The sequence below is a fragment of the Nitrospira sp. genome (assembly GCA_029194675.1).
GTDB lineage: Bacteria > Nitrospirota > Nitrospiria > Nitrospirales > Nitrospiraceae > Nitrospira_D.
Genome location: JARFXP010000001.1, coordinates 1,054,972 through 1,075,050, shown reverse-complemented (window position 1 = coordinate 1,075,050; position 20,079 = coordinate 1,054,972). Strand labels below are relative to the sequence as shown.

Below are 20,079 nucleotides of genomic sequence, written 5' to 3'. Positions count from 1 at the left end.
CGCCGCATGTAAACCACATCGTCTTTTCCGCTCTTCTTCAAGTCATAATAGCCGAGTGCCCATGTCATAACTTTGCAATTGTGTCTGCACCTCTTATGGTCTATAAATCTCAATCGTATTGAGCACCACGAAAGAGTTGCTGGAGACAAAGTTTATTCCACCGGTCAAGAGGACCGTACCGTCCGCCAGCGCTGTTGCTTGGTGATAGGCTCGAGCTGTTCCCATCGAGGGAGTAGCAGCTGTAAACGTTTGAGTGGTTGGATCGAAGGTTTCTACTGAGCTCAACGTGTGGCCAGTTGGCTGTGGTCTTGCGGTTAAAATATCTGCCCCGCCAGTCACGAGGACTTTTCCGTTTGAAAGAAGGGTTGCCGTGTGTCCCCCACGAACGGAGGTCATTGTGGCGCTGATCGCTGTGAAGGTTTGGCTTGCTGGATCGTAGAGTTCCGCAGTATTTAAGGTGCCGGAAGGATTTTCCCCACCGGCTATGAGGACCTTCCCATTGGGAATCAAATCCGCTGCGGGCTTGTCACTACGGTTGGATGTCATTGTAGCTGAAATGGCCATGAAGGTTTGGGTGGCTGGGTCGTAGAGTTCTGCAGAGTTGTGGGCGACGGGAAGGTCATTAAACCCGCCATTAAATCCTCCCGCCAACAAGACCTGGCCGTTCGGTAACAAGACCGCCACATGTGATCCACGAGGGACGATCATGCGATTCGAAATGGCCGTGAAGGTCTGGGTAGCCGGGTCGTACAACTCCGCGCTGTCATTGCCGTCCCCATCATTGTCAGTGATCTGCCCACCCGCTATGAGGACCTTGCCATCAGGTAACAGCGTAGCGGTATGGTTCCCGCGCGTTGACTGCATTCTGCCAGTGATGGCTGTAAAGGTGTTGGTCGTGGGATTGTACAACTCGGCGGTATTGATGGCGGCGCCTGGGAAGACCGAAGAACTGAACCCTCCCGTAATAAGAACCTGCCCATTTGCGAGGCGTGCCGCTGCATGACCGGCGCGCGGGATCGTCATTGTCGGTAACGACGTGCCAAACGTCGCTGTGACCGTCACGTTTGCATTCAGCGTGACCACGCAAGCGCCGGTGCCAGTACAGCCTCCGCCGCTCCAGCCGGTAAATCCAGCCCCTGTAGCGGCCAAGGTGACGGAACTTCCCTTGATATAGGCTGCAGTGCAGACGGTGCCGCAATTGATGCCTGCCGGATCAGACTTTACTACTGCACCCCCGACGTTGCTCCCGGCGAGTGTGACCGAGAGGGTGGCAAAGCTTTCCTGCAGGTGCGTCGTCGCATCAGCCTCTGAGACGAGCGTGAGTCCAGGGAACGAGGTGTCGAAGTTCGTGGCTGAGAAATCCAGTGCAGATGGAAAGTTTGCCGGCGGTGTTGCTGGCACTGTGATCGGGTTTGCTCCGGAAGGGTTCCCTCCCAGTGTCAGCAAGAGTTGCGACAGATTGAGCACGCGAGGATCGGATAAGCTTGTGGCGTTGAACACCGAGAGCGCCGTCACCACCGGTGCAGCCGGCACGGCTGCCCCAATTGTCCGGCCATACAGATTAAATGTCACGGTATCGCCTTGATCGTAGTTGAACTGCCCGTTCGCATCGGTAATGCCGGAAAGCCCGGATGGAGTTGTGCTGTAACCAAGCCCTTGAACCGGGCTATCGAGAAAGACACCGGTGAGCGGAGTCGCCGCCGGAGGCGCCCCGGTGCTACCACTACCACCCCCATCGCCGCCGCATGCGACCGTCACAGCGGCAAGGATACAAACAGCAATCACACGCAATCGTTCGAGTCGCATAGTTCCTCCGGAAGATAGAGCAACCTAATCAGTTGACAAAAGTCGCCTTGACACGTTTGAGCCATCCCCGGATACCGACCAGTTTCGGATCCACTGACGGGGAAATCGAGAGGGGTTCTTCCGCTACTTCTACTCGGCTTGTCATGGCAACACCTCTTATCAGCACTTGGTCAGCTGGGCTCGCTGATTTGACTCATTCTCCGTGACGGTGCCAGGATTGTCACGCTTTACTGGCGAGTCCTTACAACATCGCCCTTCACTTCCCATCCTCCATTCCCATAGATATACGGAATCCACCAAAACCAGGTCTTGATGGTCACATCGGTCATGACATCGCCTTTGCCTTTGGCCATTGCATCGTCCATTGCCCCCTTCAGCGTGATATTTCCTTTGGTAGGAATAAATAGGATGATGTGAGTCTCATCAGTGCCGGTCACGCCCTTTACTCGATCGGCCTTCGACAGATCAAATTCCTTTGTGTTAACCAGCTTATTCGATAGCACCGTAAAGTCACCGTGATTGATAGTACATCCTCCAAGCAGTATCCAAGCCGCTAGCACTGATGGTCCCACCGATCGACTCCGTTTCATCCCCATACCTTATCCTCCCGCGCAATTAGTTCCGTGTCTTCACAACGTCGCCTTCCACTTTAAGACGAGTCAGACCAAACAGTATGGCTGTCCATCCTTCCGAGGTGACAACTGCATCAGTCATTAAATCGCCGCCTCCCTTATCGAGGGCATCATCAACAGCTTCCTTGATAGTTGGAAACCCGAGCGGGATAATCAGAATAGTCCATCGTGTCGACTCGCCAGCGACACGTCGTTTCGTGGGGAGCTTATCCAAATCGACACGATCGAGAGCGACTATTCTCGTTGTAATGACGGTCATATCAGCAATGCGCGTACTGCACCCGGCGGTGAGCAGTGTCATAATCATCAAGATCACCAATGTATAAGGACTGGCCCACCATATGCGCCGTTCTCTCTCTAACATTTCACTCATAGTCTTCTCCTCGGTGCTTATGAGAAATAGAGGGCCAGGCTACTTTTCCCTTTGCCTGGGTACCCGGCGTGCAGCTTCATGAATCTCCGCATGAATAGCCTATCCATCTTTCCTTGCTACGGACGCCTTGTAGTCCTTCGGTCATTCGCACGCAACCCTACAATAGTCGTACGCCAAAGCGCGTATATGTGGCGCCACTGATTGATCGCCGACCGTCAGGGTTTTTTGAACAGGAGTACAGCCGCGATTCGGCCTCTCACTCCGAGCTTGGCGTACACTCGCTGAAGATGTTTCTGGACCGTTCTGGAGCTGATGCCGAATTGCCGACCGATAACCTTGCTCGGCTCACCGGTCGCGACTGCTTCGAGCACTTCTCGCTCTCGGTTCGTCAGACAAGATAACTTTTTGATCGAAGTCGCTACAGGCTCGTTTTGCAATGACACGGTGACAGGCCCCCCTCTATCTTTTGGTGACTCTTGGGCGGAACGGCACAATAATCCGATGCCTCCAGCCACGGAATGATCAATATGGCGAGAGCGAACCAAGGCGCTGTGCCCAGTTGTGACGACTGGAGTCGAGGAATGATCCTGGAGAAAGATGAGCGCGGCGTTTTTACGGGGGGGGGGGGACCGCACCTTTGAAAGATGCGTCGATAGCTCGAACTACAGAAAAGGAGCCTGGCTGCACAGAGGTCCTGTCCGAAGAAGCGGTGGTTCGAACCAACAGCAACTGGGCGGATGCTACTAAGTATTAACTAGATAATCAAGCCTCGGTGAGTGGATACTCCGGGTGACTATCATTGAGCAAGTGGCTCCTTGATCGTCCTATGATCGTGCCTTTAATTGATCCAGCCTGTGGCGATCCAACGACACGAAGAGCGATTTTTCCTGGGTCACGACAACCGCTCCATGCTCCTGGCCCTTCGCCTTCTTGACCCACTTGCGCCGCGTGTAGATCACCTCGCCTTTGCCGCTTTTTTTTAAGTCACTGTAGAGCAGCGCCAGAGTCGCGGCGTCACGGAGCGTTTCAGGCGGCGGATCGGTTCCTTTGCTCAATCTCACGACGACGTGAGACCCCGGCGTCCCACGGGCATGTAGCCAGAGATCGTCGCTCTTGGCCAGACCGAACGTCAGCTCGTCGTTCTCTCGGGCATTGCGTCCGACGAAGATCGACAGCCCATCCGTGGAGGTGAAGCGGCGAAATGGACCCCGACGTTGAGCGTCGGTCGAGTGGTTCTTGTCACTGGTTGATCGAGCGATGGTCCTAGCATTCAAAGAAGAAGGCGGGATGGCAGGCGGAATCCAGATTCCTTGCTCGATATCCTTGATCTCTTGGCGAATTCTACACACATCCTGCTCGGCTCGCTCGATACGTGGCCTGAGTTCACGTTCAGCTGCCAGAAATTTTCGATGTTTTCGAAAGTAGTCATCCATGTTGCCCTGGGCTGATTTCATAGGGTCGAGCGGAATCGTAATGGTAGGAAGCCTGTCGTCGAAATAGTCCGTCATCTCAATATGATCAGTTCCCTTCGCGATCGCACCGAGGTGGGCCTTGATCAATTCTCCATACCGGGCATAGTCGCGATAGGTGGTGGCTCTTGATAGATCGCTCCGCCAGGCTTCGAGCAATCGTACTTGTTTCTTGAGTGCCTTCTTGAGGAATCGTATGCGTAAGTCTTTGGCCTGGGCGACCTCCCGTGCCGCATCCTGGTTCTGATAGAACGCCTCGATTTCCGCTGAGATAGGAAACAGGGAGTCGGCAATTCCCGAGAACCGAGCCGCTGCTCTTTCTTGACCGATCTCACGGATGGCCGGTGGTGCATAGGGTTGTCCGACAAGGGCTCGTTGGCCGGCAAGGTCCCTCAGCACTCGTCGCTCTGCATCGAGGACCAAGATGTTGGCCTTTTTGCCGATCAATTCACACAGGATCGTACGGGACCCTTCCTTGCCGGTGATTTGAATTTCAACAATGCGATCATTCGCAACTTGGTGGATGTCGTCGATTCTCGCTCCCTGGAAATGGGCTCTCATGAATTGACAGAACGGCGGAGGTGTCGGGGGATTAGGCGGTGAATGGCTCGCGAGATGCAGACGAGTGGTTTCCGGTTCGCAGGAGATCAAGAGCCGATGCGTCTGTCCCGGCACACGAACCTCGAACAACAAGGTACGGGCGGTCGGCTGATGAATTTTTTGGAACCATCCTCTACGCAGGACGGGAGCAATCTCATGAAGCACCTGCATGAGGTCGGAAGCATTCAAGGCCATGAGTCAATTCCAATGTCAGTGGACAGTCTCTACCTCCTCGAATTGTCGGCATGCGCTAGATCACATCACAAGCTTCTTGACGCAAGGACGAGTGTTCAAGCCGCCACTCTACGACGTGCCGCAAGAACTCGCAACCGCGAGAGCGATCCAGCATCATTGGCCGAGCGAGCTTGCGTCATCTCTCGCGCTACGCTAGAGTCTTCCCGGCATCTCACGCCTAGTTGTTCCTCCATGCGCCTTCTCGATCCGCAGCGGCTCACGCAATTACAGGATGAGTTTCGTCTCTCGATGCGGCGGTTGTTGATCGACCTGTGCCAAGAACTGCATGCCGACCATGCTGATCTGGCCAGAGAATTCCAGCTTCCCACTGGTTTCTTCGACGTGCTCCACTCAAGCCTCAAGCCAGAAGCTTGTTCGAACTGGAAAGTTGTCGGATGGATCGAGACGCTGAATGATCTCGTGTATCTCTTGGATCTGCTCAGGCAGCTCAAGAGCGAACAAGATCGGCCCGAGTTTGCAGAACAATTGTTTGACGAGTGTCAGGAGAAGTTTTTTGAACATGGCTACCTGGAAGATCTTTTTCCGACGGGCCAACCTCAAGCAAGTGGATTAGAAACGCGGTTGTTCGCGCTCTGTCGACGATTGGCGCAGGAATTGACCCAGGAGTCGCTCTGGTTTGATCCCGCGTCGTTGATCAAGTGGTGCGGCCGGAGGAAGATGGGAACATGGGATGTGTCGGGATTGTTGGTGGATAACTTCGAGCGCAGCGAAGCCGCGGGAACGCTCTCCGTGGACCGCGATGGAGCATGGTGTTCAGCGCCGCACGATGTACAACGAGCATTGAGGCAGTCGTCAGGACGCGTCACGTTTCGAATAGAGCCGACCGGGATCACAGTGAAGACCGGCAAGATCGTTTCCTCAATCTGGTTGAGATGGGGAGAAATGGGGCGATGGCAGTGGGCCTACCATCCACCAATCGCCGCAATCCATAGCGGCAACCGTCCCGTCACCGTCGGCCCGACCCTCGTCTACGGGAAGGATCGTCAGCCGAGAACGGTGAAGGCCACTGATCAGCGACAAGTCGAACGCATTGGCCGCGCCTGGCAGACCATCCGGCTCGCATGGCCTGAAGGTCATGATGTGCTGGCGCTCTTAACCTTCCGCATTGTCCCGCTGCAGGCGAAGGGGGTCGTCAGCTTCAGCTACCGGCATCGACCCGGGCTGTCCTTCATCAACTGTTTCGATCGTGGCAATCTCGATTTGATCGACGATCTCATCCATGAGAACAGCCATCACCACTTGAACCTCTTATTAAGAAAGTATGTCATGTATCGTGGAGACCACAACCGGCAGATCTTCTATTCGCCGTGGCGGCGGAGCCTCCGGCCGTTGCGTGGAATTCTTCACGCGACCTTTACCTTCACCATGGGAGCGCTCTTGTTCCAGCGGCTTTCGTCCTGGGGATCGGGGCGAGGCGGAGCGATAAGATGGAAGAATGCGGGACTTAGTCAGCGAGACTTGCAGCGGGCACGGTTTCGTTGTTTAGAGGAGATCGCATCCGTCCGCTACTCACTACAAGATCTGCAGTACGCCGATCATCATCTCGGGTGGCTCACCGGTTCGGGCCGGCGCTTAGTCGGACAACTGACCGAAACGATCGATCAGGTTGAACGTGAAAGCGAGCGATTCAAACGAGAAGTCGAGCGTTCTACTTTAGGCCAGGCCCTGCGGAAGCATGTGAAAGAACTCCAACAGGCCCGCCAAACCCATGGGCCGGTACGGTTAGGGAAGGTGTAGCGTGAATGAACGAGACCAACCTCTAGCAGGTTGCGGAAAAACTCGATATGTGTGCTTCGACAAGCTCAGCACGAACGGAAAACCTCAATACATTCAATGGCCGCTCCGTTCGTCCTGAGGCTCTCGAAGGACCTGTCCTGAGTTGATCGAAGGATGAACGGAGGGTTTTTCCGCAGCCTGCTGGAAGTTACTTCTTTCGCAACCCAAAAATCGCTCCGGCGCCGGCTGCGCCGGCTGCGGGGAGATAGCCGGCCAGCACTTCCTTGAGACCCTGCGCTTTGCCTCGAGCCCAATCAAGCGTACGAGTCGTATCCGCTTGGATCAAGGTCCAATCCAGGTGAATCCAGCCGGTCGTTTTGAGGACGGCGATGAGCACCAGCAATGAGCCGGCGATCAACAGAGCGAGTTTCACGGTTTTTCGGAATGCCCAGCCGATCAAGAACCCGCCGAGAAAGCTGGCACCCCCACGGGCGAGGGCCGGCGACATCATGTCGGTGAGCCAGGCGCCGAGCCCGGCGGCGGTCGTCGCGCTGGCGGCGAGGAACGATTTGGCCGCCCAGGGAGGGTCGGACGCGAGTGTTCCCAGGGCCTTGGCTAAGCCACCACTCTGAGTCTGAGCTGGTACGTTGCTCATAGTCGTTTCCTGTCGAACGTGTTGCAGGCTGAGGGGTCACCGGACTCGAGACCGCGCTTGAGCCAGGTCATCCGCTGTTCAGATGAGCCGTGGGTCCAGCTTTCCGGCTGAACATGGCCGCGCGACATTTTTTGCAATCGATCATCACCAATCGCCGCTGCCGCGCGGAGTCCTTCCTCAAAATCCCCGGGCTCGATCAAGTTTCGTTCGCGATTGGCGTGATGACCCCAGACACCGGCATAACAATCAGCTTGGAGTTCCAGCCGGACCGAAAGCGCGTTGGCTTCCACTTCAGACACCTGTCGTCGGAGGCGATGCACTTTTTCGGCGACGCCAAGGAGATTTTGCACGTGATGGCCGACCTCATGGGCGATCACATAGGCCTGAGCAAAGTCACCCGCCGCCCCTAGACGATGCGCCATTTCTTCGAAGAACGCAAGGTCCAAATAGACCCGGTGATCGTTGGGGCAGTAGAACGGCCCAACAGCCGACGACGTCGTGCCGCAGGCCGACTGCACGGCTCCTGAAAAGAGCACCAGACGAGGCTCCTCGTACCGAGGACCGAGAAGATTTCGCCAGGTCGTTTCGGTGTCTGCAAGGACGACGGAGGCAAACTTGCCCAGTTGGTCTTGAGGGGCGCCGACTGGGCCGGATTCAGATGGGGCGGACACCTCGGTCATACTCTGGACGCCGCTGAGGAGATTCATCACGGTCAGGGGATTGACGCCCGTGAAGTAACTGACGGCGAGCGCCAGCACAACGGTGCCGATGCCGAGGCCGCCTCTCCCCATCCGGGCCGGGCCCATGCCTCGACGATCTTCGATGTTGTCGCTTTCGCGTTGGTCTTCGATACGCATCGGCGACCTCCCTCACGTTGCACACACTCAGTCCGATTCCTTCTCCATCGACTGAATGAACTTGTCGGCTTCGGCGATGGAACGGTTCATATCTTTGACCAGCTGATCGACCTGCGCATCCACTTTCACGAGTTCTCCTTTGATGGCGGCGAGCGCGCGCGCGTTTAAATTGTGTTTCAGGTAGAGGACCTGATCGCGCAGGGGTTTGAGGACCGGTTCAATCCGCTGCTCCGCGCGCTTCATGGCCGCAAGCATCTCTCGGTAGCGGCCCTTCGTTTGGGTGAGTTTGGCCTGGCTCTTCCGGCGCAGGTCGGCGCTCGAGTATTGACCGAGTTCTTTCTCCCACTCCGAAAAGAGCGCATCAGCCACGCTTTCGACGTCCGCGATGCGCTTCCTGACCGCCTCGGCACTGTCTTCGCTTGTCTCCAGTTCACCGCTCAGTTTCTTATAGGTGGCTTCCAGATCTCCTCCTTCATAGGAGACCACCTTGCCGAATTGCTCAAGGGTGCTCTGAATCTCTTTCTTCGCATCTTCTTGCGCATCCCTCGCCGACTTGACACGACTGCTGAGGATGTCGCGTTTGGCATAGCCCATCTTCTCCATAGTCGCCAGATAGGCCTTGTCGCAGGAAGACAGGCTCAAGGGCATGAACACCAGCATGATGGCCAGAACGAATCGCACCATGATCGCCTCGCTACTCGGAGTGGGGTCGAAGGATCGGTGACCCGGAAAAGTCGCCTTAGGATTTTGCATCATACCTGATGAGCGTGCAGTGGAAAAGACCCCAGGCCGGAATTCTATGAGCAAATGGCCGGACCGCAAAGTCCACTTGCGTGTATGGAATAGAGCATGATATGCAAGTATAAACGGTGAATACAGGCCCAGCCACATTGTGAAGGAGATGATCACATGAAACAGAAACGGCAGATCACGAAGCGAAAGGAAAGGGTCACGCTGTCTCTTTCTGCCGATATGGTCGAGCGGTTGCGAACGGTCGTCTACTGGAGCCCAAAGCTGACGCTCACCGGTGTCGTCGAGTCCGCGATCCAATCCGCGCTCAAAAATCTGGAAAAAGGGAAGCGTTTCAAGAAGAGAAAGGGAAAGTTGCCTGTCGGCCGTCCCCGCAAGGACGAGTCGTCTTGATGCTCACTCGAAAGGTAGGCAGTAGCAGGGACCGAGCGATGGAGAAGAAATGGCTGAGCCACTTCCTCGAAACCTAGGATGAACGTCAGGCTCTCAACAGTGCGGTTCAAACGAGACCTGTTGATACTTCTACTGCTCGTTGGCTGTGTGGGTTGCGACCAACTCACCAAAGATGTTGCGCAACAGTACTTAGCCTTCGAGCCCCCTCGATCGTGGCTCCACGATACTGTTCGCCTGGAGTATGCCCAGAACACGGGAGCCTTCTTGAGTCTCGGCAGCGGGTTGTCCGAGGGGCTACGAGTCATTCTCTTCCAAGCGTTCCCTGCGCTGTGTCTTGTCGGAATGGCAATTGTACTCTTCGGGGCCAAGCAGATGCCGCCGTTCTCCGTCGCTGCTTGGAGCCTCGTGCTCAGCGGAGGCATAGGCAACCTTTTGGATCGCCTGCTCCACGATGGACGCGTCATTGACTTCATGAATGTCGGCATCGGCAGCGTCCGCACCGGCATTTTCAACGTGGCCGATGTCTGCATTACGGTCGGCGTATTGTTGCTTGTGCTCGACCTGTCACGGAGTTCCCCGCGGTGTGGAAGCCACCGATAGTGGCTGACGATCAGCTGAATTGGTCCTTGCGGAATCTCTCGAACATCTCTCCCGCCTTGCCGTTGACTCTCGATCGATTCCAGCCTATACAGATGGCATCCATCGCGGGCGGGGGGTGCCGGAGCCTGCCTCCTCCTTGTGACAGGGTGCGCGAGAGGGCCGCGCAGGAAGATCCTGGCACAGGCTCGAAAGGAGCCAGGCGAGTTCGAGAAAGGAGTTGCGCTATGCAGGGATGGTGGAGCGGAGTGGCGGCTATGTTCGTGGCCTGTGCCGTAGGGTGTAGCGCGATTGATGTCAAGACCGACTTCGATTCGACCATCGATTTCAGCCGGTTCAAGACATTTGCGTTTACCGGAATGACGGACCTGAATCAAGGCGGGCGACTGGACAACTCACTGGTCCGGGATCGACTCGAGAGCATGCTCGAGCGGGAACTTCGGCAGAAAGGGTTGACGCAGATCAGCCTCGATCAGCACCCGGATTTGTTGGTGCATTACTGGGTGGGTGTGAAAGACAAGCAGGAAGTGCAAAGCAGACCTAGTGCTCCGGCGTCCAGCTGGGGAGACGGATATGGCTGGGGTAGCGGCTACACCGGGAACTTGTCGTATGAGTATCGAGAAGGGACACTGATTACGGATCTGGTCGAGCCGGCCAACAAGACACTGGTATGGCGAGCCACCATGGTGGCTGAGTTGAGAGAAGGCGTGGAAGAGAACATCGACCTGACCGAGAAGGCGATTAAGAAAGCGTTCAAAAATTATCCGCCGTCCAGGACCAAGTAGTGACGATTCTTTGCTGGCTTGGTTCAACTTGGTTCAACGATGTGTTCCTCTCGGGCCTGATACTAGACGCGGTGATCCTCATCATATAGGGAGCTGCCATTCAAGCATCGGTGTAAGATTGGATTCTCGCCTCCTGAGCGCATTTCATTGTGCTGCTCCGAAAAACAAGCCTTATCCGATGGGCGTGCGACAGGCCGGCTTTCTGCTTGGATTCGAGCGATAGCTCGAATGAAACATACCTAGTACAATCCAGACGCGAACGACGAAATCGAAAGAGGAACCGTATGATCGACATCTATACAGACGGCGCCTGCAGCGGAAACCCCGGTCCTGGGGGCTGGGGGGTCTTGGTGCGGGACGGCAGCGCTGAAACGGAATTCTGTGGCGGTGAGCCGGCGACCACCAACAACCGGATGGAGTTGCTCGCTGTCATCGAAGCGTTGCAGTTACTCACGCAGCCAGTGAGGGCTCGAGTCTACACTGATTCGCAATATGTCCAGAAGGGCATGAGTGAATGGATTCACAGTTGGAAGCAGCGTGGGTGGAAAACGGCAGGCAAAGACCCGGTGAAAAATGAAGACTTGTGGCGGCGACTCGATGCGCTGGTTGCCAAGCATACGATCGAATGGCACTGGGTCAGGGGGCATAACGGACACCCGGAGAATGAGCGGGCGGATGCGTTGGCTCGCGCCGGTCTTGAACAGGCTCGGCATGCCGGTCAACCAGTCCAGCAACCAATCCGGGGATCAATTGATAAAAAGGCAAGCCGATCAGACAGTTCCGCCTCAATCCTTGACATCGAGCATGCCACGGTCTATCGCGGCGATACCTGCGTCTTCTCGGATTTCTCCTTCGACTTGCGAGCGGGAACACATGCGGTCATTCTTGGCCCCAATGGAGCGGGAAAATCGACGCTTCTCAAATTGTTGTCGGGCGAAGTCCATGTGATGGCGAGAGATGAAACGCGGATGGCACTCTTCGGTGATGAACGCTGGAATGTCTGGGATGTGCGCAAACAAATCGGTATGGTGTCTCACGATCTCCAACGAGACTATCTAATCTGTGCCGAAGGGCTCAACGTGATCCTTTCCGGGTTCTATGCCAGCAACGATACCTATGAATACCAACAGTTCACTACAACGCAGGTGACCAGGGCCTATGAGGTGATGCAGGAATTGGGAATTATGGCTTTGTCCGGCCGCCGCTTCGGCCATCTGTCCACCGGCGAGCAGCGACGATTTCTGCTGGGCCGAGCATTGGTGCATGACCCGCTGGTGCTGATGTTCGATGAACCAACCAGCGGCCTCGATCCTCAGGCCTGCTTTCAGTACCTCGATTTCCTGCGCGCTCAGATCAGAAAAGGGAAAACCGTGCTCCTTGTGACGCATCATCTGCATGAAATTCCTCCCGAGATCGATCGAGTCGTTTTCTTGAAAGGCGGGAAAGTCGTTGCCGATGGCGCCAAGTCCGCGTTGCTCACCAGCGATCAGCTCAGCCGACTCTTCGACAGGAAGCTCACCCTCGTTCAGGCCAATGGCTGGTATCAGGCCTTGCCTGGGTAATAATCGCCGGGCACAAATCGGTAGGCGCACGTAACAGACCATCACATCACGATCTCACCCGCGCTCGCTGGGCCTATGGCTCGGAAGGTTGAGCGAAGTCTGATGATAGAAGATTCTCTATTTCTTGACGATCGATCCATACGATGTAGACTCGACCGCAAGAGGTGAGAACTATGCACAACTTGAAGAGGACACATGATGTAAGAATTGCGTCGGCTGTGCTACGAGGTTGGTTCTGTTGCGTGACGCTGATTTCCAGCGTCGCTCCTGCCGAAGCGGCAACGATTGAGAACTCCAAGTCAATCAAGGTTGAGAAACTGCTGACGCTGATCCGAGTCTCGGAGCTGGAGTCGGAATATGACTCCCTTACTCAGAAATATATCGGCGAATACGAACAGCAAATCAGAAAAGCCATAGGAAACACCTATTCCAATGTGGCCGGTGAGAAAAAGAAGGAAATCGAACGACTTATTGAAGCATTCTTGAAAGACATCAGAAAATCGATAGGACAGGTCGAGACTCTCCATGACCATTTAATGCATGCATACTCGAGGAGTTTTGGTGAAGACGAGCTTGATCGTCTCATTGCGCACTATTCCTCTCCGCTTGGTGAAAAGGATGCGGGGATGAAGAAGAGTGCTGCAATTGAATACAACAAGATGTGGACGGCTCAATTCATGAATCAATACAAGGCTCGAGTCGAGAAACTTTTTCAGGTGATCGCAGTGGTTGCCAGAGGCAAGGGGAAGCAAGGGGCATAGCGGCAATGCGATTTCATCCACGTTGACGCCCCCGATTCGCGCGACACCCCGCAACAGCCCAGCCTCGTACAGGGACGCGTTCACGGGGTCTCAGTCGCTACAACGCTACGGCCCACCCCACAGGGTCGATCCCAGCACGAGGAGGGTGCACCCAGCGCACCAGCAATCGGAGCACCGGCATCGAGGGCTTCGGAGCTTTCGCTAAGCCCCGTCTCTACACCGACAGAGGGGTTGTCACGGATCATTTCTCGATGGATCGGACGGAGAGCGCATTGCCTTTCACTCACCGCAGAGACCAGCTTGTCCCGTTGTTCCTGCACACGTACGTTGGGTACGCTTCGCCCTAAAATCAGGGCAAATTCTGCTCATCAAAAAATAAGATTTCGAGATAATCCTCGTCGATCGAGTGGTCGGTCAGCGCCTGTCGCAAAGGGACCGCTGTGCCTTGATCGAAGAGGATTCGCAACGCGCGCGGGGTTTTTCTATTAGGCGAGCCTCACGTCTCGACCAGGCTGTGTTCAGCCGGCTCCAACAAGCGACGACCTGTTCGTCCGTAGCACCAGGAAACCATTGCAGAAAGTTATTCACGCTGGTACCGTCCTCAAGGGTCTCGAACAGCGCGTGTACGGGCAGAGGGGTTCTCTTGAACAACCAGGCCCCGCTGACAGTGGGGCCAAGCTAACATCGGGGTCAGTTTAGCTTATTGAAAACCATCGAGCCATGGCGTTTCATAGGTGCTCCGTCGCCCTGGTCCCAACTAATCAACAGGTATGGAGACGCTGATGTTGCCGAACATCGAGAAGCCGAACTGTCGAATGACGCCAATCCACAGGGGGGGGACAAAACTCATCGCCTCCGCGATGCGGATTGCAGGGCTCGCTTTTCTTGTGACAGTCGTGCACGTTGCCGACTCCCTTCCCGCCATCGGACCAGACCCGCTCTCGTCATGGAATGACGGTCCCGTGAAAAAATCACTTCTCGACTTCGTCTCTCGTGTGACGACGGAAGGAGGTCCGGGCTTCGTACCGGCGGCCGAGCGTATTGCGGTCTTCGATAACGACGGCACGCTCTGGGCGGAACAGCCGATCTACTTCCAGGTGCAATTCGCACTCGACCGTGTGAAGGCGTTAGCGCCGCAGCATCCCGAGTGGAAGACGAAGCAGCCGTTCAAGGCGCTGCTGGAAGGAGATAAGAAAACCTTTGCCGCAGGAGGGGAGAGGGCGCTGCTGGAGGTCCTGGCTGTGTCGCACAGCGGCATGACGACTGACGAGTTCGACCGCATCGTCAAGAACTGGCTGGCCACCGCGACGCATCCACGCTTCAAGCATCCCTATTACGAGATGGTCTATCAGCCGATGCTCGAGCTGCTTGCCTATCTGCGCGCGAATGGATTCAAGACCTTCATTGTTTCAGGCGGCGGGGTGGAATTCATGCGTGCCTGGGTCGAGAAGGTGTACGGCATCCCGCCCGAGCAGGTGATCGGCAGCACGGGGAAGCAGAAGTTCGAGATGCGTAACGGCCAGCCCGTCATCGTGAAGTTGCCGGCCGTGGATTTCATTGACGACAAGGAAGGCAAGCCTCTCGGCATTCAGAAATTCATCGGTCGCCGTCCCATCTTTGCGTTCGGCAATTCCGACGGCGACCTTCAAATGCTGCAATGGACGGCAGCCGGGTCCGGGTTGCGGTTCATGGGGCTGGTGCACCATACGGACGCCGAGCGTGAATGGGCCTATGACCGTACCTCGCACATCGGGAAATTGGACAAGGCGCTGGATGAGGCGATTGCCAAAAGCTGGACGGTCGTGGATATGAAACGAGACTGGAAGCGGATGTTTCCGTTCGATGAGCGATGAGGTGGCCATGCGCATTCCCTCATGTTTACAGGCGCAAGAGACCAACGGTGACACAGGGAGAATGGCTTGGTCGGCTTGCTCGACCCTCATGATTCTCACTCTTGGCCTGTTTAGCGTCATCGACTCATGGGGAGCGCCATACGAAGTCCCGGAAGAAGAGCCGGCCGAGCAGGTGCTGGGACCGGACCTCGTTGCAGGCCCACAGTACCGCGTCGAAGATCCGATCCTCCACGACGGGTACACGAATGTGTATTCCGTCTCATCCCCGCATGGTCGGTTTGTCGCTCACGGCAGCACGATGTTCGTTCGACTGCGACGCGAGCTGACGGCCATCGCCGATTTGCATGAGCGCAACCTCGCTGGGCTGACGGCCGAAGCCGCGGTTCACGAATGGATCACTCCACTAAACGCGCTTGGACGCCTTGCTTCGAAGCCCTGGCAAACGCTTGTCGGAATCCCCCGGGGAGTTTCTCGACTGATCGAATCATCCAAGGACAGCCTTTCGTACGAGGCGGGGCCCTATGAAGACAACAGCGTTGAATCGTTTGCCCAAATGTCTGCGTACAAACGCCGTATCGCTGCTCACTATCATGTCGATCCGTACTCGACGAATCCAATCCTCCAGCATGAATTGGATCGCGCCGCGTGGGCGCATGTGGCCGGCTATACCACCACCTTTGCCTTGGTCTTAGTTCCCGCACCCAACCCGCTGCCCTTGATGTTGACCTCTCTCACAACCGTACAGGTGCTGAATCAAGCTCTGGAGGAACAGGGGCCGTCGGATCTGAACAGCCTCAGCGAAAAGAAGTTGAAGGCCATGCAGATCGATGACGAACTGACCCGCCAGTTTCTGGCTCATCCGTCATACAGCCCCCGGCATAAAGCGGTTATTGCGTTCGCTCTCGAAGAGCTGACGAAGGCTTCACACCGAGACCGCTTTCTCGGGGCGGCCTTGAATGCCCTGTCGGAGGAAGAAGCATTGTTTTACCAGCAAGAAGCCGAACTCCTGCAGGCCTACAACCAGCAGAAAGCACCCATCGTGGATATCGACATTGTTGGACGCATTCCGGTCGGCTTCACCGAAGCAGGAACGCTGTTTTGTCCACTGGCCGTGGACCATGGGATTTGGAGCGAGAGAAGCGAGTCAGCCTATAACCGTCTCGCGAAGAGGGCCGCTACGGCAGGGAAGGATGCACACATCGAGATCTGGTCCAGTGGAAGCTTGTCGCCAAGAACCAGATCTGAGCTGCTTCAGCGCGGCGTCGCCCCTCGTGAAAATGTGGCTCGTGAGATCCCGCTGATCGACTGGAAAGACTGATGGTCCGACAGGTTTTTCAGCTTCGGAGATCGAAGGGGGTCTGCGATGGGATATCAACCGCTCGCTCTTCCTGCACGGCGGCGCATGACAGCAATGGAAGGTGACGATTGACCTAACACCATAAGCGGTAATGGCCCAAATCGAGACAGACGGTCAAAGCGGAAGCGCCTCGCAGTAGGCGCGGCTCGTTAAGGAGTACCCTCGGCCATAATCAGGAGCGTCGCTGAGGCTTACGACCTATTGGGTTCTCCCAGCGCAGCCTTTTGAAACGCGCGAAGTCATTGTCGCATGAGACGAGAACGGCACCATAGCTGATTGCGAGGGCGGCCAGGTGAGCATCGGTAACGAGATTGGCAGCAGTACCAGTCTCTCTGAGTAAAGAACGAAGAATCTCCCAATGCTCCTCCTTTTCCGGCACGAGCGTAGTGATGTCGACAGAAAGCCAGGCCTGAACTTTGTCGGCAGCCGAATCGGAATCCAGCGGTCGTGGAAATATGTCGCGGTTGGTTGAGATGCGGAGAAATCCGAGAAGGACGACCCAGGGCAGTCCCAAAGATTCGTCGCCATTCAAGGCTTCCTCCCACCAGGCCCGTATGGTTCCGTGATGAGGAGCGTCTTCGTTGACGGCGTAGAGGAGGATGTTCAGGTCGATCAGCTTCACTTTCGGCCGAGCACTTTTCTGACAATCTCCTCATCTTCCAGTGCCGCGGCGAGAGCCAGAGCTTTGTCCAGTTTGATCCTCGGCAGGCCCATAGTGTAGGTTTGCTCCCGATGGCGTCGCTTCGGCCGAGATAGTTTGACCGATGCGCGCATGCCTGCGCGGAGCGTTCGATTCAGTAGGAGGGTCAAGGAAGCGTCTTCCTTACGTGCCTGTTCCTTAAGCTTCCGGAGGAGTTCATCATCAATACGAACAGTAGTGCGCATGTAGGCATCATAGCATCATCGTCATTGATGTCAAGACATCAACGATACGGGCATCTTGTCTGTTGCAGCGCAGACGGACGGGGGCATGTCGGTCTCGATGGACGACAAGGGACGGGACGGCAAGTTCACCGGTACCATGCAATGTCTCTCCATTGAGTGAGGGGACATCGAACCGGTTGTCGGTCATCGGCTCGGTGGAGGCTAGCATGGAGCGTGCATTGGATTCCCTCGTCACCTGGACACAAGTCGTGTACGGGCTGCATGCGTTCAGCCTACTCACAGGCATCCTCGGCACCGCGACCGTCGTCGGCGCGTTCCTCACCGGCTGGCCGTCGATCATCGCGGTCATCCTGAACTACGTCAAGCGGAGCGAGGCGCGCGGCACGTGGCTCGAATCGCACTTTCGCTGGCAAATCCGGACGTTCTGGTTCGGGCTGCTGTGGATCTCACTCTGCGTAGCCTTCATCATCGTGACCCTTGGGATCGGCTTTCTCATCGCGTGGCTGCCGATGGTCGTGCTCGGGCTCTGGTTCGTGTACCGGATCGTCCGCGGCTGGGTTGCCCTCACCGGTGGTCGGTCGATGTATCCATGAACTGCATGTCGACGTCAGGTGGGCACCGGGGCTCGTTTCATGAACTTTGCGGAATTCGGGCTGGAGCGGAACGTCAGGCAGCAGGTCGTTCTCGTGTGAAACGGGGCAATCGCTCTAGCGGCTCCCTCACCGGCGCATCCGCATATACATGGCCGGCGGCAGGATCAACACTCCCTCAAGAGTCCGGCCATAATAACGGCCGAAGTCTTTGACATCGCCGGTGAGCAGATGGGTTGCGCGAGCACCGATGGCGGCCATGAGGATCGGTCGGTCGCTCTCCGGCAGCTCGAAGCCTGGAGAGTGAAACGATTCAGCCGGAGCGGCTGGGACGATTTCCATGGATGCACAGAGTTGCTCCAGATCTTTGCGCTGCTGGGTAGTAGAGAGGTTGCGGCGGGCTTCCTCTACCGCGTAGGCCGAAGACATGAAGGTCACGCCACGCAACTTGAAGAGTTGTCGGAGCCGGGAGTCCTGCCGGTCGGCGGCGGAGAACAGGACATTGGCCTCCAGGAAGACTCGCTCCACGCCCTACGTCTTGGTCGGGTTGTAGTGAGGAATGGCGTCCGGGTCCAAGCCCAGCTTCCGAACCGCTTTTCGCGCCCGTTCATAGTCTTCCGGATCCACAGCATTGGACAGTAGGAACTCCGCGCGGCGTTCCGGGCTGTAGATCTCCACCGGGAGGGCTGCAGCCGGACGGATCAGCACACCCTCAGCCCGTTCTTCAGCAATAACAAGCGATCCTTCTTTGATGCCATACCGGCGGCGGAGCGAGGCGGGGATCACAACGGTTCCGCGTTTGCCGACTTTGCTGGTTTCCGTAGCCATATGGCTTCCCCTTTGAGATCCCTTGATGCCCGAATATCTGAATGTCTGCTTCTCAGGCATAGTTCGGCATTTTCCGAGCGCAAGGGCAAGCAGCTTGCGCCGAAAACGTGAATCAGCTACAAGGGTCCGTTCTCTATGTATGTGACCCCGGACGTGTGGCTGTAGAGAGGCTCCTACCCACCCGGTCGGCCGTTCCTCCTGCATGTCTCACATGGTGAATAAGCGCCGCAGGTCAGGACGACTGCTCGTTTCCGTCTTGCTCTTGCTCGTGGCGGCGCCCGCGGCGCTCGCCGAGACGACGATTGAAGGACGGGCCTTCCTGTTTTACACCGACGATGTCGCGCTGTTCTCCGCCACACGACGTTTCAACCTCGATGGCGATCCAACCCAGCCTGTTCTGGATTCATCGCTGATCGGCAAGGGTTCGGATATGGTGTTCGAGCCGGAGGTCAATGTCATGAAAGCCATGACGTCCCGGTTGGGTCGGACCGAATTTTCGTTCCGAGGGCAGGGTTACATCTATGCCGTCGATCCGGGATTCAATCACGGCACGGCCGGCCTGCAGATGCTCCACCACATTGACCAGAACACGAGAGTCCGTCTCCGCTATTACACCGCACCGAATCTTCTGTTGGGAGACAATGAAAGCCGGCGCACGGACTCGATTCAGGAGGAGCGGGTGACGAGCCACATCGGATCCCTCAGGTTGGAGCACAATCTGTCCAAGCACTGGGAAGTCCGGCTGTTGGCGCGATACGGCGCCCGGTTGTACAACGACGAATGGGCGCAACGCGATACGACGTTTTGGACGATAGGTCCGCACCTTGTCTGGCATTTCATGGAGCATTATGCGATTGTCGCCGGCTATCACTACGAGAGAGGGTTGGCGGATGGGCGAAACCAACCGCAATTCGAGGACGATACGTCCTACGTCAATAATTACGTCACGATCGGACTGGAAGCCGAGGTGACCCATCGACTGTCGGCGGAGATTGCGGTGCATTTCGAGCGCAATGATTGGACCAGCCAGATCGAAGGGGACGAACGCAAGGGCGGCCACGAGACCGTCTGGCAGGGCCAATGTACGTTCCGCTATCGCGTGGGCGAGCGTACGGCTATCCTGGCCGGATTCCAGCACTCGCAGCGAAAGCAGAGTTTTGAGGGAGAAGTCGCCCGCGATACGAATGTCTTTCTCGGCGGTTCCTATACGTTCTGACCGCCATTTCTCCTCAGTGCTATCGCTGGTTCCATCTGTATCGCGCTCCTACCAAGACGACGCTTCACGAGATACGAAATATGGCCGATGAGATACGCCCGTCCCACCGGCGTGAAACGACCTGTCAATTTTGCCAGTG

General features: G+C 56.4%; 22 protein-coding genes. 10 read left to right on the top strand and 12 right to left on the bottom strand.

The window, feature by feature from the left end:
* Nucleotides 1-93 precede the first annotated feature (93 nt).
* From P0120_05040 to P0120_05020, 5 genes are all read right to left on the bottom strand, one after another.
* Nucleotides 94-1,806, bottom strand: coding sequence for a kelch repeat-containing protein (locus tag P0120_05040; GenBank protein MDF0673695.1), 1,713 nt, complete (start codon nucleotides 1,804-1,806; stop codon nucleotides 94-96).
* 227 nt (nucleotides 1,807-2,033) lie between these two features.
* Nucleotides 2,034-2,402, bottom strand: coding sequence for a hypothetical protein (locus P0120_05035; protein ID MDF0673694.1), 369 nt, complete (start codon nucleotides 2,400-2,402; stop codon nucleotides 2,034-2,036).
* Between the two features lie 19 nt (nucleotides 2,403-2,421).
* Complete coding sequence (locus P0120_05030; GenBank protein MDF0673693.1) at nucleotides 2,422-2,811, bottom strand: hypothetical protein; 390 nt, start codon at nucleotides 2,809-2,811, stop codon at nucleotides 2,422-2,424.
* A gap of 215 nt (nucleotides 2,812-3,026) precedes the next feature.
* Nucleotides 3,027-3,254: a helix-turn-helix transcriptional regulator gene (locus P0120_05025; GenBank protein MDF0673692.1), complete on the bottom strand. Its 228-nt coding sequence runs from the start codon at nucleotides 3,252-3,254 to the stop codon at nucleotides 3,027-3,029.
* A 381-nt stretch (nucleotides 3,255-3,635) separates the two neighbouring features.
* Nucleotides 3,636-5,075, bottom strand: a complete 1,440-nt coding sequence (locus P0120_05020) for an NFACT family protein (protein MDF0673691.1) — start codon at nucleotides 5,073-5,075, stop codon at nucleotides 3,636-3,638.
* A 231-nt stretch (nucleotides 5,076-5,306) separates the two neighbouring features.
* On the opposite strand from P0120_05020, the gene P0120_05015 reads away from it, so the two are divergent.
* The gene (locus tag P0120_05015) at nucleotides 5,307-6,872 is read left to right on the top strand and encodes an HEXXH motif-containing putative peptide modification protein (protein ID MDF0673690.1); all 1,566 of its coding nucleotides are present in this window, start codon (nucleotides 5,307-5,309) and stop codon (nucleotides 6,870-6,872) included.
* 187 nt (nucleotides 6,873-7,059) lie between these two features.
* On the opposite strand, the gene P0120_05010 is transcribed toward P0120_05015, so the two are convergent.
* The 3 genes from P0120_05010 to P0120_05000 are packed head-to-tail and all read right to left on the bottom strand — an operon-like array spanning nucleotide 7,060 to nucleotide 9,047.
* Nucleotides 7,060-7,506 carry an FUN14 domain-containing protein gene (locus P0120_05010; GenBank protein MDF0673689.1) on the bottom strand — a complete coding sequence of 149 codons (447 nt, stop codon included), beginning with the start codon at nucleotides 7,504-7,506 and terminating at the stop codon, nucleotides 7,060-7,062.
* Nucleotides 7,503-8,363 carry a zinc metallopeptidase gene (locus tag P0120_05005; protein ID MDF0673688.1) on the bottom strand — a complete coding sequence of 287 codons (861 nt, stop codon included), beginning with the start codon at nucleotides 8,361-8,363 and terminating at the stop codon, nucleotides 7,503-7,505. The genes P0120_05010 and P0120_05005 overlap by 4 nt, the downstream gene beginning before the upstream one ends.
* 27 nt (nucleotides 8,364-8,390) lie before the next feature.
* A complete protein-coding gene (locus P0120_05000; protein MDF0673687.1) occupies nucleotides 8,391-9,047 on the bottom strand; it encodes a DUF2959 domain-containing protein in 657 nt (218 codons plus the stop codon).
* Nucleotides 9,048-9,272: 225 nt separating this feature from the next.
* Here P0120_05000 and P0120_04995 point away from each other — a divergent pair, with 225 nt between their 5' ends.
* From P0120_04995 to P0120_04965, 7 genes are all read left to right on the top strand, one after another.
* Nucleotides 9,273-9,506, top strand: a complete 234-nt coding sequence (locus P0120_04995) for a hypothetical protein (protein MDF0673686.1) — start codon at nucleotides 9,273-9,275, stop codon at nucleotides 9,504-9,506.
* Nucleotides 9,507-9,584: 78 nt separating this feature from the next.
* Nucleotides 9,585-10,106 (top strand): signal peptidase II, encoded by a 522-nt coding sequence (gene lspA / locus P0120_04990; GenBank protein MDF0673685.1) that lies wholly within the window; start codon nucleotides 9,585-9,587, stop codon nucleotides 10,104-10,106.
* A 224-nt stretch (nucleotides 10,107-10,330) separates the two neighbouring features.
* A complete protein-coding gene (locus tag P0120_04985; GenBank protein ID MDF0673684.1) occupies nucleotides 10,331-10,888 on the top strand; it encodes a DUF4136 domain-containing protein in 558 nt (185 codons plus the stop codon).
* Nucleotides 10,889-11,172: 284 nt separating this feature from the next.
* Entirely contained in the window at nucleotides 11,173-12,450 is a 1,278-nt protein-coding gene (gene rnhA, locus P0120_04980) for a ribonuclease HI (GenBank protein MDF0673683.1), read from the top strand.
* A gap of 242 nt (nucleotides 12,451-12,692) precedes the next feature.
* On the top strand, nucleotides 12,693-13,211 hold the full coding sequence (locus P0120_04975) for a DUF2059 domain-containing protein (protein MDF0673682.1): 519 nt from the start codon (nucleotides 12,693-12,695) through the stop codon (nucleotides 13,209-13,211).
* Between the two features lie 782 nt (nucleotides 13,212-13,993).
* The gene (locus P0120_04970) at nucleotides 13,994-15,064 is read left to right on the top strand and encodes an HAD family hydrolase (protein ID MDF0673681.1); all 1,071 of its coding nucleotides are present in this window, start codon (nucleotides 13,994-13,996) and stop codon (nucleotides 15,062-15,064) included.
* 7 nt (nucleotides 15,065-15,071) lie between these two features.
* Nucleotides 15,072-16,382: a hypothetical protein gene (locus tag P0120_04965; protein ID MDF0673680.1), complete on the top strand. Its 1,311-nt coding sequence runs from the start codon at nucleotides 15,072-15,074 to the stop codon at nucleotides 16,380-16,382.
* 211 nt (nucleotides 16,383-16,593) lie between these two features.
* Here the strand turns inward: P0120_04965 and P0120_04960 are convergent, their stop codons facing one another.
* Both P0120_04960 and P0120_04955 read right to left on the bottom strand, forming a co-directional pair.
* Nucleotides 16,594-17,043, bottom strand: coding sequence for a type II toxin-antitoxin system VapC family toxin (locus tag P0120_04960; GenBank protein ID MDF0673679.1), 450 nt, complete (start codon nucleotides 17,041-17,043; stop codon nucleotides 16,594-16,596).
* A complete protein-coding gene (locus tag P0120_04955; GenBank protein ID MDF0673678.1) occupies nucleotides 17,040-17,306 on the bottom strand; it encodes a hypothetical protein in 267 nt (88 codons plus the stop codon). Before P0120_04955 ends, P0120_04960 begins: the two co-directional genes overlap by 4 nt.
* A 206-nt stretch (nucleotides 17,307-17,512) precedes the next feature.
* Between P0120_04955 and P0120_04950 the strand changes: the two genes are divergently transcribed.
* Nucleotides 17,513-17,899 carry a hypothetical protein gene (locus P0120_04950; GenBank protein ID MDF0673677.1) on the top strand — a complete coding sequence of 129 codons (387 nt, stop codon included), beginning with the start codon at nucleotides 17,513-17,515 and terminating at the stop codon, nucleotides 17,897-17,899.
* Nucleotides 17,900-18,025: 126 nt separating this feature from the next.
* Here P0120_04950 and P0120_04945 read toward each other — a convergent pair whose 3' ends face one another.
* On the bottom strand, nucleotides 18,026-18,424 hold the full coding sequence (locus P0120_04945; protein MDF0673676.1) for a hypothetical protein: 399 nt from the start codon (nucleotides 18,422-18,424) through the stop codon (nucleotides 18,026-18,028).
* Nucleotides 18,425-18,427: 3 nt separating this feature from the next.
* A complete protein-coding gene (locus tag P0120_04940; protein ID MDF0673675.1) occupies nucleotides 18,428-18,724 on the bottom strand; it encodes an AbrB/MazE/SpoVT family DNA-binding domain-containing protein in 297 nt (98 codons plus the stop codon).
* 211 nt (nucleotides 18,725-18,935) lie between these two features.
* Here P0120_04940 and P0120_04935 point away from each other — a divergent pair, with 211 nt between their 5' ends.
* On the top strand, nucleotides 18,936-19,940 hold the full coding sequence (locus tag P0120_04935; protein ID MDF0673674.1) for a hypothetical protein: 1,005 nt from the start codon (nucleotides 18,936-18,938) through the stop codon (nucleotides 19,938-19,940).
* The last annotated feature ends 139 nt before the right edge of the window (nucleotides 19,941-20,079 follow it).

Coding starts and splice junctions, on each gene's coding strand:
- P0120_05040 (MDF0673695.1), bottom strand. CDS start 1,806: ATGCGACTCGAACGATTGCGTGTGATTGCTGTTTGTATCCTTGCCGCT.
- P0120_05035 (MDF0673694.1), bottom strand. CDS start 2,402: ATGGGGATGAAACGGAGTCGATCGGTGGGACCATCAGTGCTAGCGGCT.
- P0120_05030 (MDF0673693.1), bottom strand. CDS start 2,811: ATGAGTGAAATGTTAGAGAGAGAACGGCGCATATGGTGGGCCAGTCCT.
- P0120_05020 (MDF0673691.1), bottom strand. CDS start 5,075: ATGGCCTTGAATGCTTCCGACCTCATGCAGGTGCTTCATGAGATTGCT.
- P0120_05015 (MDF0673690.1), top strand. CDS start 5,307: ATGCGCCTTCTCGATCCGCAGCGGCTCACGCAATTACAGGATGAGTTT.
- P0120_05010 (MDF0673689.1), bottom strand. CDS start 7,506: ATGAGCAACGTACCAGCTCAGACTCAGAGTGGTGGCTTAGCCAAGGCC.
- P0120_05005 (MDF0673688.1), bottom strand. CDS start 8,363: ATGCGTATCGAAGACCAACGCGAAAGCGACAACATCGAAGATCGTCGA.
- P0120_05000 (MDF0673687.1), bottom strand. CDS start 9,047: ATGGTGCGATTCGTTCTGGCCATCATGCTGGTGTTCATGCCCTTGAGC.
- P0120_04995 (MDF0673686.1), top strand. CDS start 9,273: ATGAAACAGAAACGGCAGATCACGAAGCGAAAGGAAAGGGTCACGCTG.
- lspA (MDF0673685.1), top strand. CDS start 9,585: ATGAACGTCAGGCTCTCAACAGTGCGGTTCAAACGAGACCTGTTGATA.
- P0120_04985 (MDF0673684.1), top strand. CDS start 10,331: ATGCAGGGATGGTGGAGCGGAGTGGCGGCTATGTTCGTGGCCTGTGCC.
- rnhA (MDF0673683.1), top strand. CDS start 11,173: ATGATCGACATCTATACAGACGGCGCCTGCAGCGGAAACCCCGGTCCT.
- P0120_04970 (MDF0673681.1), top strand. CDS start 13,994: ATGTTGCCGAACATCGAGAAGCCGAACTGTCGAATGACGCCAATCCAC.
- P0120_04965 (MDF0673680.1), top strand. CDS start 15,072: ATGCGCATTCCCTCATGTTTACAGGCGCAAGAGACCAACGGTGACACA.
- P0120_04955 (MDF0673678.1), bottom strand. CDS start 17,306: ATGCGCACTACTGTTCGTATTGATGATGAACTCCTCCGGAAGCTTAAG.
- P0120_04950 (MDF0673677.1), top strand. CDS start 17,513: ATGGAGCGTGCATTGGATTCCCTCGTCACCTGGACACAAGTCGTGTAC.
- P0120_04940 (MDF0673675.1), bottom strand. CDS start 18,724: ATGGCTACGGAAACCAGCAAAGTCGGCAAACGCGGAACCGTTGTGATC.
- P0120_04935 (MDF0673674.1), top strand. CDS start 18,936: ATGGTGAATAAGCGCCGCAGGTCAGGACGACTGCTCGTTTCCGTCTTG.